This window comes from Alphaproteobacteria bacterium 33-17 (assembly GCA_001897445.1).
Classification (GTDB): domain Bacteria; phylum Pseudomonadota; class Alphaproteobacteria; order Rickettsiales; family 33-17; genus 33-17.
Genome location: MKSX01000008.1, coordinates 1 through 15,908, shown reverse-complemented (window position 1 = coordinate 15,908; position 15,908 = coordinate 1). Strand labels below are relative to the sequence as shown.

15 protein-coding genes and 2 tRNA genes are annotated in these 15,908 nt (G+C 34.2%); 11 read left to right on the top strand and 6 right to left on the bottom strand.

Translation table 11 applies throughout. From position 1 onward, the window contains the following. Positions 1-325: 325 nt before the first annotated feature. Complete coding sequence (locus BGO27_03825) at positions 326-1,342, top strand: hypothetical protein (GenBank protein ID OJV16098.1); 1,017 nt, start codon at positions 326-328, stop codon at positions 1,340-1,342. Here BGO27_03825 and BGO27_03820 read toward each other — a convergent pair. Together BGO27_03820 and BGO27_03815 are read right to left on the bottom strand one after the other, a co-directional pair. Next, positions 1,335-2,036, bottom strand: coding sequence for a hypothetical protein (locus BGO27_03820; protein OJV16097.1), 702 nt, complete (start codon positions 2,034-2,036; stop codon positions 1,335-1,337). The genes BGO27_03825 and BGO27_03820 overlap by 8 nt on opposite strands. Further along, positions 2,030-2,626 (bottom strand): tRNA (adenosine(37)-N6)-threonylcarbamoyltransferase complex dimerization subunit type 1 TsaB, encoded by a 597-nt coding sequence (locus BGO27_03815; protein ID OJV16096.1) that lies wholly within the window; start codon positions 2,624-2,626, stop codon positions 2,030-2,032. Before BGO27_03815 ends, BGO27_03820 begins: the two co-directional genes overlap by 7 nt. A gap of 151 nt (positions 2,627-2,777) precedes the next feature. Here BGO27_03815 and BGO27_03810 point away from each other — a divergent pair, with 151 nt between their 5' ends. From BGO27_03810 to BGO27_03780, 7 genes are read left to right on the top strand one after another with little or no spacing between them, the layout of a single operon-like run. Next, entirely contained in the window at positions 2,778-3,644 is an 867-nt protein-coding gene (locus BGO27_03810) for a UTP--glucose-1-phosphate uridylyltransferase (protein OJV16095.1), read from the top strand. Beyond that, complete coding sequence (locus tag BGO27_03805) at positions 3,641-4,918, top strand: hypothetical protein (GenBank protein ID OJV16094.1); 1,278 nt, start codon at positions 3,641-3,643, stop codon at positions 4,916-4,918. The genes BGO27_03810 and BGO27_03805 overlap by 4 nt, the downstream gene beginning before the upstream one ends. After that, positions 4,902-5,678, top strand: a complete 777-nt coding sequence (locus BGO27_03800; protein OJV16093.1) for a hypothetical protein — start codon at positions 4,902-4,904, stop codon at positions 5,676-5,678. The genes BGO27_03805 and BGO27_03800 overlap by 17 nt, the downstream gene beginning before the upstream one ends. Before the next feature lie 6 nt (positions 5,679-5,684). Further along, on the top strand, positions 5,685-6,548 hold the full coding sequence (locus BGO27_03795) for a glycine--tRNA ligase subunit alpha (GenBank protein ID OJV16092.1): 864 nt from the start codon (positions 5,685-5,687) through the stop codon (positions 6,546-6,548). A 3-nt stretch (positions 6,549-6,551) separates the two neighbouring features. After that, on the top strand, positions 6,552-8,630 hold the full coding sequence (locus tag BGO27_03790; protein ID OJV16091.1) for a glycine--tRNA ligase subunit beta: 2,079 nt from the start codon (positions 6,552-6,554) through the stop codon (positions 8,628-8,630). A gap of 22 nt (positions 8,631-8,652) precedes the next feature. After that, entirely contained in the window at positions 8,653-11,316 is a 2,664-nt protein-coding gene (locus tag BGO27_03785; GenBank protein ID OJV16090.1) for a pyruvate, phosphate dikinase, read from the top strand. 50 nt (positions 11,317-11,366) lie between these two features. After that, the gene (locus BGO27_03780; GenBank protein ID OJV16089.1) at positions 11,367-12,314 is read left to right on the top strand and encodes a cobaltochelatase subunit CobS; all 948 of its coding nucleotides are present in this window, start codon (positions 11,367-11,369) and stop codon (positions 12,312-12,314) included. Positions 12,315-12,846: 532 nt separating this feature from the next. Here the strand turns inward: BGO27_03780 and BGO27_03775 are convergent. The 3 genes from BGO27_03775 to BGO27_03765 form a co-directional block, all read right to left on the bottom strand. After that, a complete protein-coding gene (locus tag BGO27_03775; GenBank protein ID OJV16088.1) occupies positions 12,847-13,104 on the bottom strand; it encodes a hypothetical protein in 258 nt (85 codons plus the stop codon). A 36-nt stretch (positions 13,105-13,140) separates the two neighbouring features. Further along, on the bottom strand, positions 13,141-13,743 hold the full coding sequence (locus BGO27_03770; protein ID OJV16087.1) for a hypothetical protein: 603 nt from the start codon (positions 13,741-13,743) through the stop codon (positions 13,141-13,143). A gap of 151 nt (positions 13,744-13,894) precedes the next feature. Next, on the bottom strand, positions 13,895-14,314 hold the full coding sequence (locus tag BGO27_03765; GenBank protein ID OJV16086.1) for an RNA polymerase-binding protein DksA: 420 nt from the start codon (positions 14,312-14,314) through the stop codon (positions 13,895-13,897). 102 nt (positions 14,315-14,416) lie between these two features. Here BGO27_03765 and BGO27_03760 point away from each other — a divergent pair, with 102 nt between their 5' ends. Further along, a complete protein-coding gene (locus tag BGO27_03760; protein OJV16085.1) occupies positions 14,417-14,770 on the top strand; it encodes a hypothetical protein in 354 nt (117 codons plus the stop codon). On the opposite strand, the gene BGO27_03755 is transcribed toward BGO27_03760, so the two are convergent. Further along, the gene (locus BGO27_03755) at positions 14,754-15,461 is read right to left on the bottom strand and encodes a 23S rRNA (guanosine(2251)-2'-O)-methyltransferase RlmB (GenBank protein ID OJV16084.1); all 708 of its coding nucleotides are present in this window, start codon (positions 15,459-15,461) and stop codon (positions 14,754-14,756) included. The genes BGO27_03760 and BGO27_03755 overlap by 17 nt on opposite strands. 167 nt (positions 15,462-15,628) lie before the next feature. Here BGO27_03755 and BGO27_03750 point away from each other — a divergent pair. Further along, positions 15,629-15,714, top strand: a tRNA-Tyr gene (locus tag BGO27_03750). Positions 15,715-15,735: 21 nt separating this feature from the next. After that, positions 15,736-15,809 (top strand) — tRNA-Gly (locus BGO27_03745). Positions 15,810-15,908 lie beyond the last annotated feature (99 nt).

Genomic DNA, 15,908 nt, shown 5'->3' with positions numbered 1-15,908 from the left:
AAAGGAAAAAAGAAGGCGCTTAAACAGCCCTTTCAGACTTATTGTCAACCCTTTTCCTCCAATATTCCGTCACCGATACTCCGAACCCATACAATCGCGAGGAAAATGAAGTTTTCCGCGGCGATCCACTATACATCCTTAAGAATGATGTGGATTGCTTTGCGGGGCTATGCCCGCGCGCAATGACGACAGTTATTGCCGTACGGCTATTGCTAAAAATGCAGAGCATTTTGGGACGATTGTAAGTCTTATCCTTTTTTATTCCTTGCATAGAAATTATAAAATTTTTAATATAATTTTGAATTTGCTATGACAAGGGGAGTGTATGCAATTTACAGAAAATTTTGATGCTGAAAAATCGGTCTATCAATATGAAGATCCATATCAAATATTTGATATTCTCAAGGATGCAATAAATAGTGAAAATTTACAACGTATATTTGAAGTGTTTATTGCTGCTATATCATCAGATAGACCTGATATACTTTTGGAAATAAATGAGTTACCAAATAAGTTCAAAAAAGAAATATTGAATTATAAAGATTCCAGACGTGGCAGCTTACTTCATTATGCGGTTTCAAAATCTTGCAAATTATCAGTTCTTAATTTAATAAAGTGTGGTTTTAACGTTAATATTGCAGATACTAATAAAAATACCCCTTTGCATATTGCATGTATGAATCCAAAGATTGCATATGATATATTAATTATTCTTTTAAAAAAGGGGGCTGATGTTAACTCTAAAAACAAAAAATTTGAAACACCTCTTATATTAGCTGCAAGTCAGGGGACATTAAAAACAGTACAAATTTTATGTAAAAATAATGCAGACATTGAGCATCAAGATATATTATTAGAAACTGCTATTTTTAAAGCGGCTAAAAGAGGGGCTTTAGATATCGTTGAGTATATGGCTGAAAATAACTTAGGTGTAGAAGTCATAAAAGGATTATCTTTAAGAAATATTCTTCACATAATGGCTATGGCAAATACATTAACACCGAAACTTTTAAAAGTTCTAAGTGAGAAAATTGATATTAACGCAGAAGATATTTATGGAAAAACTCCGCTGCAATATACACTGATTCATAATATTAAAAAAGATTTATTAGATACATATATTGAGCTTGATGCAGACTTGAAATTTATTACAGATCTAAAAAACTCACCGCGCTTAATTGAAGAGGGGGGGTGCGATATTATAAATATCTGGTATTTGGATTTAGTAAGAGAGAGTCAAAATAGAAAAATAAAATTACGCCATACGGTTGAAAATCCCGAATTACTATTTAGAAAATACGAAGATAGCAGAAAAGAATCTGATGTCTTAGTATCTATTTAGAAAGGCTTCTGATTATGCCGCGTAAGGTTTGAATCTCCTGATGATTAAACATACACCTGTTAAACATGTTGCGTATATTAATCATCATGCCTTTCTTTTTATTGGGTTCCTGAAAAAAACCTTTATTACTTAGCTCTTGGTCTAAATGATTTATCATGCCTTCAAAATCTTGCAGGCTAGCAAGCGTCTGCGGTGTAGATATTGGCTCGCTCATTTGGCTAAGCTCATAGGCAATAATAGTTACAGCTTGAGCAAGGTTCATAGACTTTGCATTTTCAGCGGTGTTAATCATTAATAGCGAATTGCACATAGATAATTGGTCGTTATTTAACCCCACTCTCTCACATCCAAATACTATTCCTACTTTATTTTGATTACCAATTTCCTCTATTTTCTCCCTTGCTTTTCTTGGGGATAAAATGGGTTTTGCAAAATGGGTCAGCTCCCTGCCAAAGGTTGCAAACACATGGTTTAAATCTTTAATGGCGTCTTCAAAATTTTCATATATTTCAGCTCTGTCTAAAATATCTTTGCCAAAAGTTGCCATATAATATGCTGCTTCATTTGGCCATCCATCGCGTGGTGAAATTATCCTAAGATTTATAAGACCAAAATTTGCCATAGACCTTGCTGCAGCCCCAATATTTTCGCCCATTTGCGGCTTATCGAGGATAATATAAATATTCTCTAACATTGCTGAGCCTTTGGCTGGGTTATGTTAGCTGGTCTTATATAATATGGGCTTGGCGGGCTTAATTTGATATTGCCATTTTTTGATGCTAAAAATGCCTTAGCAACAGAAAGTGCCGTTACATCTGTATAGCCAACATTATAAACTGGTAAACTGGTTTCTAAGGTTTGGTTTACTAGTTTGCCCTCAGATGCAATTTTACCATCTATAATTTCTACCTCATAAAAATCACTTTTACCGCCATCGATTCTGATCAGGCAATTTTCAGTAATATTTTTATCTGCTAGAAATGCTGAAAAATTATCTATTCCAACTACTTCTATATTTTTGCCAATGGCTATGCCTTGTGCGGCAGATAGTCCAATCCTGATTCCTGTAAAACTGCCAGGACCAATTGATACTATAACTTTTGTGAGCATGTCATATGAAATTCCAGCTTTTTCAAGTACTTGTTCTATAAGTGAGAATATAGTTTTAGCTTGCTGTGATGGCTTTAAGTTAATCTCATATGCCAAAATTCCTTCATCATCAAGCACTGCGGCCGATGTATTTAAATTTACCGTATCTATAGCAAGATAGTAGTTTTTTTGCATTTTTATTAAAGGGAGTTAAAGTTTAATATTTATAATTAACCCTTTTATATATCTATTTAGTTATAAAGTCATGTAAATTTTATTCCAAATTTGTATGAGTTCTGTTATAGTTTGCTAGCTTTAAAGTATTATTATAAAGATATTTCAAATTATGAAAAAAATTAAAAAAGTTATATTTCCGGTAGGTGGGTTAGGAACAAGGTTTTTGCCAGTTACCAAGTCTCTTCCAAAAGAAATGCTGCCAGTTGCCTCAAAGCCCTTAATTCAGTATGCATTTGAAGAAGCACAAAATGCTGGAATTGAGCTATTTTTATTTGTTACAGGTCGTAATAAGAATACTATCAACAACCACTTTGACCATGCATATGAATTGCAGTCAGTACTTGATGAGAAGCAAAAGAAGGATGAGCTGAGTATGGTAAAAGGCTGGCTTCCCGATGCGGGCAGTATTGCTTTCGTAAGGCAGCAAGAGCCACTTGGTCTTGGACATGCTGTTTACTGCGCTAGAAATTTTATTGGAAATGAGCCATTTGCGGTAATTTTAGCTGATGAAATGCTTAAATGCGAACAAGGCTTTTTAAAAGAGATGGTAGATGTTTACAATGAATACGGATCTCCGGTTGTGGGTGTAGCTGAAGTTGAACGCGATAAAACAAATTCATATGGTATAATTGACGCCGACAAGCTTAAAAATAATCTCTATAAAATTAAGAATATGGTGGAAAAGCCAGATCCTAAAGACGCGCCATCAAATTTATCTATTGTAGGTCGTTATATTCTTGAGCCTGAAATTTTTGATATTTTAGCCAATCAGTCAAAAGGTAAAGGTGGGGAAGTGCAGCTAACTGATGCTATGATTAAGATGCTGGAAAATAAAGATTTTTACGCACTTGAATTTAAAGGTGATCGTTATGATTGTGGGAATCAGGTTGGATTTTTGGACGCAAATATTGGCTATATGTATGATAATCCTGAATTTCACTATGAGATTAAAAGTATATTAGGGAAGTATAAATGATTATTGCTGTAATAGGTGCAGGTTATGTTGGGCTGATTACGGCGCTTTGCCTTGCAAAAATTGGCAAATCTGTAATTTGCTTTGACATGCAAACGGATAAGATTGAAAGCTTAAAAAACGGAATTGCGCCGTTTCTAGAGCCTGGTTTACCTGAGCTTTTACAGGAAGCAACTAATAGCGGTAAGGTGAAATTTACAAGCAATATCAATGACCTCAAAGATTCAAGCATTGCTTTTGTATGTGTAGGTACTCCCAATGATCCTAAAACAGGTTCATCAGACTTATCATATTTATATAGCGCTATAGAAAGCTTAGAAAACGTACTTTCACAATCTTCTACCATAGTAATAAAATCAACAGTTCCAATAGGTACTGGGGAAGATATTTATAAAAAATATCCTAAAAAACTTAGTTTTGCATCTTGCCCGGAATTTTTACGTGAAGGGTCGGCTATTTACGATTTTATGAATCCTGAACGCATAATTATTGGCACAAGAAATGATCAGGATAAATCCAGGATAATTGATATTTTTGGCTATTTTAAAGATAAAGCAGAATTTGTGCATACCAATGTTACAACTGCTGAAATGATCAAATATGCGGCGAACAGTTTTTTAGCTATGAAAGTGGGTTTTATTAATGAAATGGCGAGACTTTGCGATAGTTTTGATGCAAATATCAAAGATGTGTCCCTGGGTATTGGTCTTGATTCCAGAATAGGTAAGGCATTTTTAAACCCAGGTCCTGGATTTGGGGGGTCGTGTTTTCCTAAGGATGTTAAGGCACTTAGTACTACTGCCCAAAATCACGCTAAGGAACTGCCAATCATAAACAATATTCTGGTATCAAACCAGATGCATAAAGAATATCTTGCTGATTTTATTGTAAAAATTGCACAAAAATATAACCAAAATAACATTGGAATACTGGGCGTTACGTTTAAAGCAAACACCGATGACATGCGAGATAGCGCATCACTGACCATATTGCCGATGCTAAAATCCAAGGGTTTGAATGCTATAATATATGACCCTGCTTATACAAATTCTAAGCCTAAAGAGTTGGATAATTTTAACTTTGTCAATAATTTACAGGGCGTTTTGGATAGTACAAAAATAATAGTAGTGCTTACTGAGTGGTCAGAATTTAAAGGTCTAAATTTTAATAGTGATGCTATTATAATTGATTTTCGCAATATCTATTGTATAAGTGATATGCAAAAGCAAAATATTAAATATTACAATTTGGGTAGGCTTAATGAAGGCGCTAATTAATAAGTTCAAACCAAAACCAACAGTTGCTGTGATTTCATTTAAAGGTGTTATCGGTGTTAAGAAAAACGGTATTACCATTGATCAGTATAACAGCATTCTTGAGAAAGCTTTTACATCAAAACCAAAAGCGGTGGTAATACAAATAAATTCTCCAGGTGGAGCGCCTGTTCAATCTGACCTTATTTATAGAAAAATTAGAAAGCTTTCTAAAAAATATAGCATTCCAACATATAGCTACTTAGAAGATGTCGCTGCATCTGGTGGATATTATATAGCTGCAAGCTGTGACGAAATTATAGCGAGTGATAATTCAATAGTCGGAAGTATTGGGGTAATATCAGCAGGGTTTGGTTTTACTAAAGCTTTAGATAAGCTTGGAATTGAGCGCAGAGTTTACACGGTTGGTAAAAATAAAAGTATATTAGATCCGTTCTTACCTGAAAATGAAAATGATAAAGCAATTATCAGAGAAGTTCAGGATGATATTTTTGAAAACTTTAAAGGTGCGATTATGGCATCACGCGGTACAAAAATAAAAGATCCAGAAGAAGTATTTACGGGTAGAATTTGGTCAGGCAAAAAAGCATTAGATCATGGCTTAATAGATCATTTAGCTGATCTTGATAGTTTTTTAGAAGAAAAGTTCGGTACAAATTTTAAAATTCAAAAATATGAACCTAAGAAAAAGGGACTTTTGTCACGCTTTGGATTAGGTGATGTTATAAGTGATATATACGAAGAATTACGTTGGTTAAGGTAGTATTTTATGGCTGCAAAAGATTCTTTTCAGGATTTGATTTTTACGCTCAATAAATTTTGGTGCGACTATGGCTGCGTTATGCTTCAGCCATATGATATGGAAATGGGAGCGGGAACATTCCACCCTGCGACAACCCTTATGGCGCTTGACAGTAAGCCTATTAAAGCGGCTTATGTTCAGCCATCCAGAAGACCTACAGATGGTAGATATGGTGAAAACCCAAACAGAGTTTATAAGTTTCATCAATACCAGGTAATTTTAAAACCATCACCAGAAGATATTGTAGATTTATATCTTGCAAGTTTAAAAGCAATTGGTATCGATCCAAAAGAACATGACATTAGGTTTGTAGAAGATGATTGGGAAAGTCCAACACTTGGCGCGTGGGGTCTTGGCTGGGAAGTATGGTGCGACGGTATGGAAATATCGCAGTTTACCTATATGCAGCAAATTGGCGGCATAGAGTGTAAGCCGATTACTGGAGAGCTCACTTACGGTCTTGAGCGTATTGCTATGTATCTTCAAAACAAAGATAATTTTTTTGACCTTCGCTATAATGCGCCTGAAAATATGCTGGATAGTTATAGCTATGGCGACATTCACAAAAGATATGAAAAGCATATGTCGGCATATTGTCTTGATATTGCTAATGCAGATATTTTACGTCAGCACTTTATAGATGCAGAACAAGAGTGTAATGAGCTTATTAAAAGAAATTTAGCCTTAGCAGCTTATGAGCAATGCATAAAAGCAAGTAACTGCTTTAATATATTAGATGCAAGAGGCGTTATAAGTGTTAGTGAAAGAGCTAGCTATATAGCAAGAGTAAGAGCGCTTGCTAAACTTTGTGCTGAAAGTTACGTTGGGTAGATTATGTCAGAATTACTTTTAGAAATTTTTGGTGAAGAAATCCCTGCAAGAATGCAGCTGAAAGCCAAAGAGCAACTTAAAACATTATTTAGTGAGCAAATCGCTAAACAAAATATTGAAGCAAAAAAAATAGATACATATGTATCTAGCAGAAGACTTGTGCTTCACGCAGAAAATATTAGCGTTAAGGAAACAGGTGATCAGGAAATTAGAGGACCTAGGACTGATGCTAACCAAAATGCTATTGACGGGTTCTTAAAGAAGTATGGTAAGCAACTTGAAGATTTACAAAAAATCTCTACTGATAAAGGTGAGTTCTTTTGCATTATTAATAAAGCTTCAAATATTGATTTAAATGAAGTGCTGACAAATATTATAAACGGTATTATCAGAAATTTTAACTGGTCAAAATCAATGAAGTGGTCGGTATATTCAGATACATGGGTGCGTCCGATTCGTAGTATTGTTTGCCTTTATGATGGTAAAGTACTGCCAGTAAGTTATTGCGGAGTAAAAGCCGGCAGAACTTCACAAGGTCATAGATTTATAAGTGAAGGAACTTTTGAAGTAAGATATTTTGCAGATTACGCTGAAAATTTAAAAAAGCGATTTGTATATTTGAACTTTGAAGAAAAAATGCAGTTTATTTGGCAGGAAATGCAAAGAGTTGCAAGCGATATGGCGCTTATTATTCATGAAGATAAAAGGCTTTTAGAGGAAGTAGCCGGGCTTGTAGAATGGCCACTTATATTAGTAGGTAATTTTAGCCATGAATACTTAAAAGTACCGCCACAAATAATCGAATCTACAATGAAATCGAATCAGCGTTATTTCCCGCTTTATAATAAAAACGATGAGCTTACTAATAAATTTATTATAGTATCAAATAGTGATTATCACGCATCGCAAAATATTATTAAAGGTAATGAAAAAGTAATTTCAGCAAGGCTTGCAGATGCTAAGTTCTTTTTTGAGCAGGATTTATCGGTAAAGCTTGAAGACAGAGTGCAGGATTTATCAAGGCTAACATTTCATGAAAAACTTGGTAATATGTTTGAAAAGTCTGAAAGACTATCAAATTTAGCGCTTTATTTAGCTATGTGGGTTCCGTTTTCAAATTTAGAAAAAGTAGAAACTGCAGCAAGGCTTGCTAAAGCTGATTTAACTACAAATGCTGTTTCAGAATTCCCTGAACTTCAGGGTCTTATGGGTAGTATTTATGCGCATATTCAAGGAAACCATGAAGAAGTATGTGAGGCAATTTATTCTCACTATTTACCTTTGGGACCTGACACAGAATGCCCTAAAAACCCAGAGTCAATTGCGGTTGCTCTTAGTGATAAGATTGATACAATTGTAGGATTTTTCAGTATTGGTGAAATTCCAACAAGTTCAAAAGACCCATATGCACTTAGAAGAGCAGCGCTTGGTATTATCAGAATAATATTAGAAAACAATTTACAAGTGCCATTAAAGGTGGTTTTAGATACTGCGTTTAGCCTTTACCCTGCAAAATATTTTAAGGATAAAGAAGAAGGCATTTGTGAAAAACATAAACGCGTTGTTGATGAAATTTACGCATTTATTTTAGATCGCTTTAAGTTCCTTAAAAAGCAGGAAATTAAACGTCAGGACGTATTTGATGCCGTTATGACAAAAGTATCGACAGAAAATTTATCAGATTTAAATCATAGAATTAAATTATTAGAATCTGTTGCTAATGACGTAAGGTTTAAACCGATGTTAGTTGCACTTAACCGAGCAATTTCAATACTTAGCTCAATGCCAAAAGTAAAAGAAGTTAAGCTTGATACAGCGCTCTTTGAAAAAGAAGAAGAAAATGCATTATATTATGCAGTTCAGGATATAAAAGACGAAGTAGCAGAGCATTTTAAAAACAAAGAGTATTTTAGAATGTTTGAGTTGCTGACCGATCTAACTCACCCGATTAACAGATTTTTTGATGGGGTAATTGTAAATGACGACAGAGAAAATATAAAATTAAATAGAGTTGCTTTAATTAGATCTGTAAGCAATTTAGTGAAAGATTTTGCAGATTTTGCATTGTTGAATTTAGTATAAATATAGTTTTAGGTTACGAAAGATGGAAAAGTTAGTATATACGTTTGGAGATGGTAAGGCAGAGGGAAATGCCACAATGAAGGACATTCTTGGTGGTAAAGGCGCAAACCTTGCTGATATGTGCGCACGTGGTGTTGCGGTTCCTCCAGGATTTACAATTACAACTAATCTCTGCGTAGACTACTATAAAAATAACAAAACAATACCAGATGCACTTAAAAAATCTGTAAGCGAAGGGATTGATCATATTCAAAAAATCATAGGAAATGCTTTTGGTGATAGTACAAACCCACTGTTAGTGTCTGTAAGATCAGGTGCAAGGGCTTCTATGCCAGGTATGATGGATACGATATTAAACCTTGGTCTTAATGAAGTCACAGTAGAGGCGTTAGCTAAAAAGACAAATAATCCAAGATTTGCATATGATAGCTACAGGCGCTTTATTCAAATGTATTCTGATGTAGTACTCGGCATACATTCTCATTATTTTGAAGATGTTTTGGAATCTGAGAAAATTGAAAGAGACGCTAAAACCGATAATCAGTTAGATGTTGAAGCCCTTAAAACTTTAGTAAATAAATTTAAAGCAATTGTAAAAGACAGAAGCGGAAAAGACTTCCCAGAAGATGTAAATGAGCAGCTTTGGGGCGCAATTCAGGCAGTATTTGACTCATGGATGAATGCAAGAGCTATCACATATAGAAAAATGCATAATATTCCTGAATCTTGGGGTACTGCGGTAAATATTCAGGCAATGGTGTTTGGTAATATGGGCGATACATCTTTGACTGGTGTATGTTTTACAAGAGACCCATCAACAGGTGAAAACTATTTATATGGTGAGTATTTGGTTAATGCTCAGGGTGAAGACGTGGTTGCGGGAATTAGAACACCGCAGCAAATTACTATTCACGGTAAGAATGCAAATAAGTCAAAAGAGGCGGCGCTTGAAGAAGTAATGCCAGGAATTTTCAATGAGCTTCAAACAGTTGCAAATAATTTAGAAGCAAACTATAGAGACATGCAGGATATTGAATTTACTGTGCAGGAAGGTAAACTTTGGATATTACAAACACGTTCAGGTAAACGTAGCGCGAATGCCGCGATAAATATTGCAGTTGATATGTGTGAAGCAGGAACAATATCTAAGGAGGAAGCAATTTCAAGGATTGTACCTACCTCTCTTGATCAGTTACTGCATCCAACAATAGATCCAAAAGCAACATATACATTAATCGATAAGGGTCTTCCTGCATCTCCTGGTGCTGCATGCGGTGCTGTGGTATTTAGCGCAGAAGATGCTGAAAAATATGCTGAGAAAGGTATTAAAGTTATACTTGTGCGTATTGAAACATCTCCTGAAGATATCCACGGGATGCTTGCATCTGAAGGTATTTTAACATCACGTGGTGGTATGACATCGCATGCGGCAGTAGTTGCGCGCGGTATGGGTAAAACATGTGTATGTGGCGCATCAAAAATTAATATAGATTATAAAAAATCAATCATGACTGTTGGTGATAAAGTCATCAAAGAAGGTGATATGATTACTATTAATGGAAGCAATGGTGAAGTAATATTAGGTGAGGTTCCAACTGTAAAACCTGATTTATCAGATAATTTCCAAAAAATTATGTCATGGGCAGATAGTATTAGAAAACTTAAAGTTCGTACTAATGCTGAGACTCCGCAAGATGTGGAAGTTGCAAGGCAGTTTGGTGCGGAAGGTATTGGACTTTGCAGAACAGAGCATATGTTCTTCCAGCCTGACAGAATTATTGCAATTCGTGAGATGATTATTGCGGAAAATCAGGAAGATAGAAGAAAGGCTTTATCTAAGCTTATGCCAATGCAGCAGCAGGATTTTGAAAAGATTTTCACAGTTATGGACGGGCTTCCTGTAACAATTAGATTACTTGATCCGCCACTTCATGAATTCTTACCAAACAAAGAAGAAGAGTTTGAGCAGGTTGCAAATGTTTCAGGTAAGACTGTAAACTTTATTAAACAGCGTGCGGAAGTGCTGCATGAATCTAACCCAATGCTTGGTCATAGGGGCTGTAGGCTTGCTATGTCATATCCTGAAATTTATGAAATGCAGGTTGAGGCAATTATCAGGGCTGCAATTACTGTAAAAGAAAAAGGTGTGAAAGTTGCGCCTGAAATTATGATTCCGCTTGTTATGAGCCGCCGTGAAATCGAAATCATGAAGGACTTGGTAACTAATACCGCTACAAAAGTATTTAATGATACAAAATCTGAGTGTGAATATTCAGTAGGTACGATGATTGAGCTTCCAAGAGCAGCGCTTAAAGGTGGGGAAATAGCAGAAATTGCAGACTTTTTCAGCTTTGGTACTAATGACCTTACGCAGACAACACTTGGAATGTCGCGTGATGATTCAGCTTCATTTATTGGTATTTATAAAGATAAAGCAGTATTTGAACATGACCCGTTTGCATGCTTAGATACAGAAGGCGTGGGTGAGCTTATGCAAATAGCAGTAGAGCGCGGAAGAAAAACACAATCAAGCCTTAAACTTGGAATTTGCGGTGAGCATGGCGGAAACCCAGAAGCGATTGCATTTTGTCATGAAATTGGTCTTGATTATGTATCATGTTCACCATTTAGAGTGCCGATTGCAAGACTTGCCGCAGCACAAGCCAAAATAAATAGTGGCAAATAAATTTAAAACTGCCTAAAATATTATGGCGGTTTTTTTATTGGAGAGAGCAGATGTTAAAGCATTTAGTTGAGTCAAACCATTCGTATATAAGCTCGGAAGTATTTGGATTTGCTGAAAAGTTTGAAGTTCCGAAATTACAAGAAGAAAATAGCATGGTTCCAAAAATTGATGAAAACTATGTGTTTGATCCATTTGTTACGAAAGCAATCTTAAATGGCTTTTTATATCGTAAAAATGTGCTAGTGCAGGGCCTACATGGTACTGGAAAGTCTACACATATTGAGCAAGTTGCAAGCAGATTAAACTGGCCTGTTTTAAGAGTAAATTTAGATGGTAATTTATCCAGGTCTGAATTTATTGGCAGGGATTATATCGTTATAAAAAACGACAAACAAGTACTGGAATTTAAAGAGGGATTGCTTCCGTGGTCAGTTAAAAGACCGATTGCGCTTATACTTGATGAGTATGATGCAGCAAAACCTGACTTTTTATTTATTCTGCAAAGGTTACTTGAGAATGATCGTAAGCTGGTTTTAATTGATGAAAATATTGTGATTGATCCACATACGGATTTTAGAATATTTGCAACATCTAACACACTGGGAAGTGGCGACTTTTTAGGGATTTATGCAGGTACAAACCAGCTCAATCAGGCGCAGCTTGATAGGTGGCACATATGCGTGAACCTCAATTATATTTCAAAGGAAGTTGAAAAAAAGCTTATTTTGCAAAAGGTTGCAGGTATAAAAGATATTATATCAGATGAAAAACTAGATCAGTATTTAACCTGTTTTGAGTTGCTAAGAAAAGCTTTTACAATGGGCGAGATTAGTTTTGCAATGTCGCCGAGAACAAGCCTTTCGTGGGCAGAAAACACTGTGATTTATAACAATCCAAAAGATGCGCTGCTTGTTAGTTTTGTAAACAAACTACTTAATGATGAAAGAGCATTAGTGGGTGAGTTATTTCAAAGAGCTTTGGGTGAGGAATTAATATAGGTTTTATGTAAATAAATGCGAAAAACTCCTTAGAGTTTATTCGCTTAAAAATGGGTGTTAAATAAAAAAATAGTTCACTGGACTATTTTTTTATTTCCCCCCGCTCACCCATTTTTAATCTCTTAAACTTTAGCGCATCAAATTGTTATTTTGGAGTTCTGGAAATAATGTTGATATATCTTCTGTAATTATTGCTATGAAAGTTTTGTATAGAATTATTGTTTTTTGTTGAGTTTGTATTGTAGCAATTAGTGGTATTCAACAACGGCTTTATTAAAAATTTGCTTACACCGACAATATTTACATACTGGCTTAATGGAATTCCTAAAAATATGCATATAGATCTTTTAATTCCACTAGATACCATATAAACTATGCTTATAAACAGGTTACTAAAAAGATTTGTCGATTTTAAAGAAAAAATATTATCATCATTGCTATATATAATAGCGGGAAATTTAAAATTGTTTACTATTAAAATAGATATAACAGTAATTAATATGCAGGTTATAAACAATATTTTAGAATATGATTATGTAAGATTTTTATGAGATTTAATAGTAGAATTTAACATTAAAATCATTTTTTTCTCAAAATTTAGAGCATAAATAAAAAGAAATATACCTAGAGGCGGAATCATTATAAAGAAAAACAATATCCCAAACAACCAAGATAATAAGTACCCTTTTAAGCTATCCTCATAAATATGACTAAATACATTTAAGAAGCCTTTTTTCATGCTTCTTAATGCTCTTCTAATTATAATTCTTGAATATCTTTTATAATCCATATTTATACCTTTGGTCTCATCAATAATAGCAATTAATTATAATTTCGAAATAATATTTATATAACGTGAACGTTCAGCATCAGTATTATTAATCATAGATGTTTTATAAGACGTTAAATTGTTTGGCATCATATTAAAAGGAGCTGTTTCTAGTTGAATGCGTTCTTTTGATAAAAAGAGGTATATAAACTGATTGAATTTAATCCCAAATAACAAACAAATGAAACGTGAGGTTAAAGAATTTATTATATATACACTAGTAAAGAAACTTGACTCTATAATATTTAAAGTATTTTTTAATTGATTTTTATAAACAAGAAGCATGATTAACATAATAGTCAAATATATAAATATTATTAATAAATCTAATCTGAATTTTATTTTTTCTTCCCTTGCCAGTAAAGCATTATTAAAGGTAATATTTTCATAACAACTTCTATTTATAACAGGTATGCATATTATTAAAAATGCTGACATAGAATTAGGAACTAATAAGATTATTAATATCCCAAACAACCAAGATAATAAGTATCCTTTTAAGCTATCCTCATAAATATGACTAAATACCTTTAAAAAGCCTTTATTTATGCTTCTTATTGTTTTTTTAATTATAATTCTTGTGTATTTTTTATAATCCATATTTACGCCAATAATTTAATGAACTTGTATCATAAGTAACTTTTGATTTCTAGTCCTTTTTGCAACGTTTTTACATACAAAATTTCCCTCATAAATAAAAAAACCCGGCTTATTAACCGGGTTGATTTTTGGGGAAATTATAATTGAGAATTTATTCATCATCTTCATTGTAAGTTCTTTCGTAGTTCTCACGTCTTTCCTGCGCTTCAATAGATAAAGCTGCAACTGGTCTTGCTTCTAAGCGTTTAACACCGATTGGGTCGCCTGTTTCAATGCAGTAACCATATGATCCGTCTTGAATTCTTGATAAAGCAGAGTCAATTTTATCAATAAGCTTTTTATATCTGTCACGAGTTCTAAGTTCAAAAGCAGTCTCTACTTCAGCACTTGCTCTGTCATTTGGGTCTGGGTTATTAATATTAGACTCTTTTAGATGCTCCAATGTTTCATTAGACTCATTGATAAGCTCTAGTTTCCAATCCATAAGTTTCTTTTTGAAATAGGCGACTTGCCTTGTATTCATATACGGTTCATCTTCGCTAGGCTTGTAATTTGTTAAATCAGCGTCCATAACAACTCCGGTATTGGTTATAATTATTGCATATTAAGTTGTTGTAATTTAAAACAAAAAGAATGTCAATAGAATTGTATAAAATTTGTTATTATTTTAACTATGAAGAAATCGTATAGTATTGGACTCGATATTGAGAAAAGGGTAATAAAATATCTGGAGAATAAGGGTTATAACATACTAAGCCACAGATATAAAACGAAATATGGCGAAATAGATGTTATTATCGAGAACAAGTCGCAAAATCTTTTAATTGCATGCGAGGTTAAGTATAGAGAAGATATATCAGACGCTCATTATGCAATATCTAAAAGGCAAATAAACAGAATTAGTGATAGCTTGCAGCAATTTTTAACTGAAAATCAAAGTTTTGCTCATTATGATCTTAGAGTAGATGCTATACTATGTAATAATATTAAGGTCAGAATTATTGAAAATATTACTTTGGATCTTTGAAAATTTCATAAAAGCAAATAGCTGCGGCGTTTGATACGTTTAAACTCTCTACTAGCCCAGTCATGTTAATTTTAATCAGATCATCGCATGTTTTTGCAACAAGTGGTCTGATTCCTGTGCCTTCCGATCCTAATACAATTGCTTTATACTCAAACTTATTTACATAACTAACTTCTTGTCTAGCTTTACCATCCATGCCGAAAATCCAGTATTCATTATCTTTGAGTTTTTCAAGGATTTTGGTAAGGTTACCCATGGCAATAGCAATAGACTCTAATCCGCCTGATGCAGATTTTGCAAGAGTAGGGGAATCAATCACTGAGTTATGCTCAGGCATTATAAGGCAGTTCACACTAAAAGAAACAGCACTTCTTATAATAGCGCCAACATTGTGGGGGTCGGTTACCTGATCAAGAACTGCAATAGTTTTATATTTATTCTTATTAGCTATGATTTTTTCAACAGAAACAATGTCTTTTGGTGAGCATTGAATAGCATAACCGCCATGTACCGAACCTTCGGGTAGTAATTTTGTTATTGCTTTATTATCCAGAAATGTAGTATCAAATTGTTTTTTATATAAATTTATAAAATTTGAATCTGAGGATATAATTTGATAAATTTTTCGAGCTTTAGAATTGATAATCGATTCAATTACGTGCTTTCCGTATAGATAAATTGGCTTTGACATGGTTAATTTTTTAATAAAATATGTATGAATTTTGCCTAATTCTATGACATAAAACAGGAAAAGACAAGAAATCTATAAAATACTTGTAAATTTTGTTGACGAAATAAAAGAACCCAGCTAAATATATTATACTTTGATAAAGGCTGTGTATCAAAAATCAGAGATTTGGAAGAGTGGCCGAGCGGTCAATGGCAGCAGACTGTAAATCTGCCCACGTAAGTGTTCGCAGGTTCGAATCCTGCCTCTTCCACCATTTTGAGATACGCAAGCAAGTGCGGGTGTAGCTCAATGGTAGAGTCTCAGCCTTCCAAGCTGATTGTGCGGGTTCGATTCCCGTCACCCGCTCCAAAAGATTTATATAATTTGTACTAGTCATACAAGGGGTAGTTATGGGAAAGGCAAAATTTGAGAGGTCGAAGCCTCACGCTAATATAGGAACTATTGGTC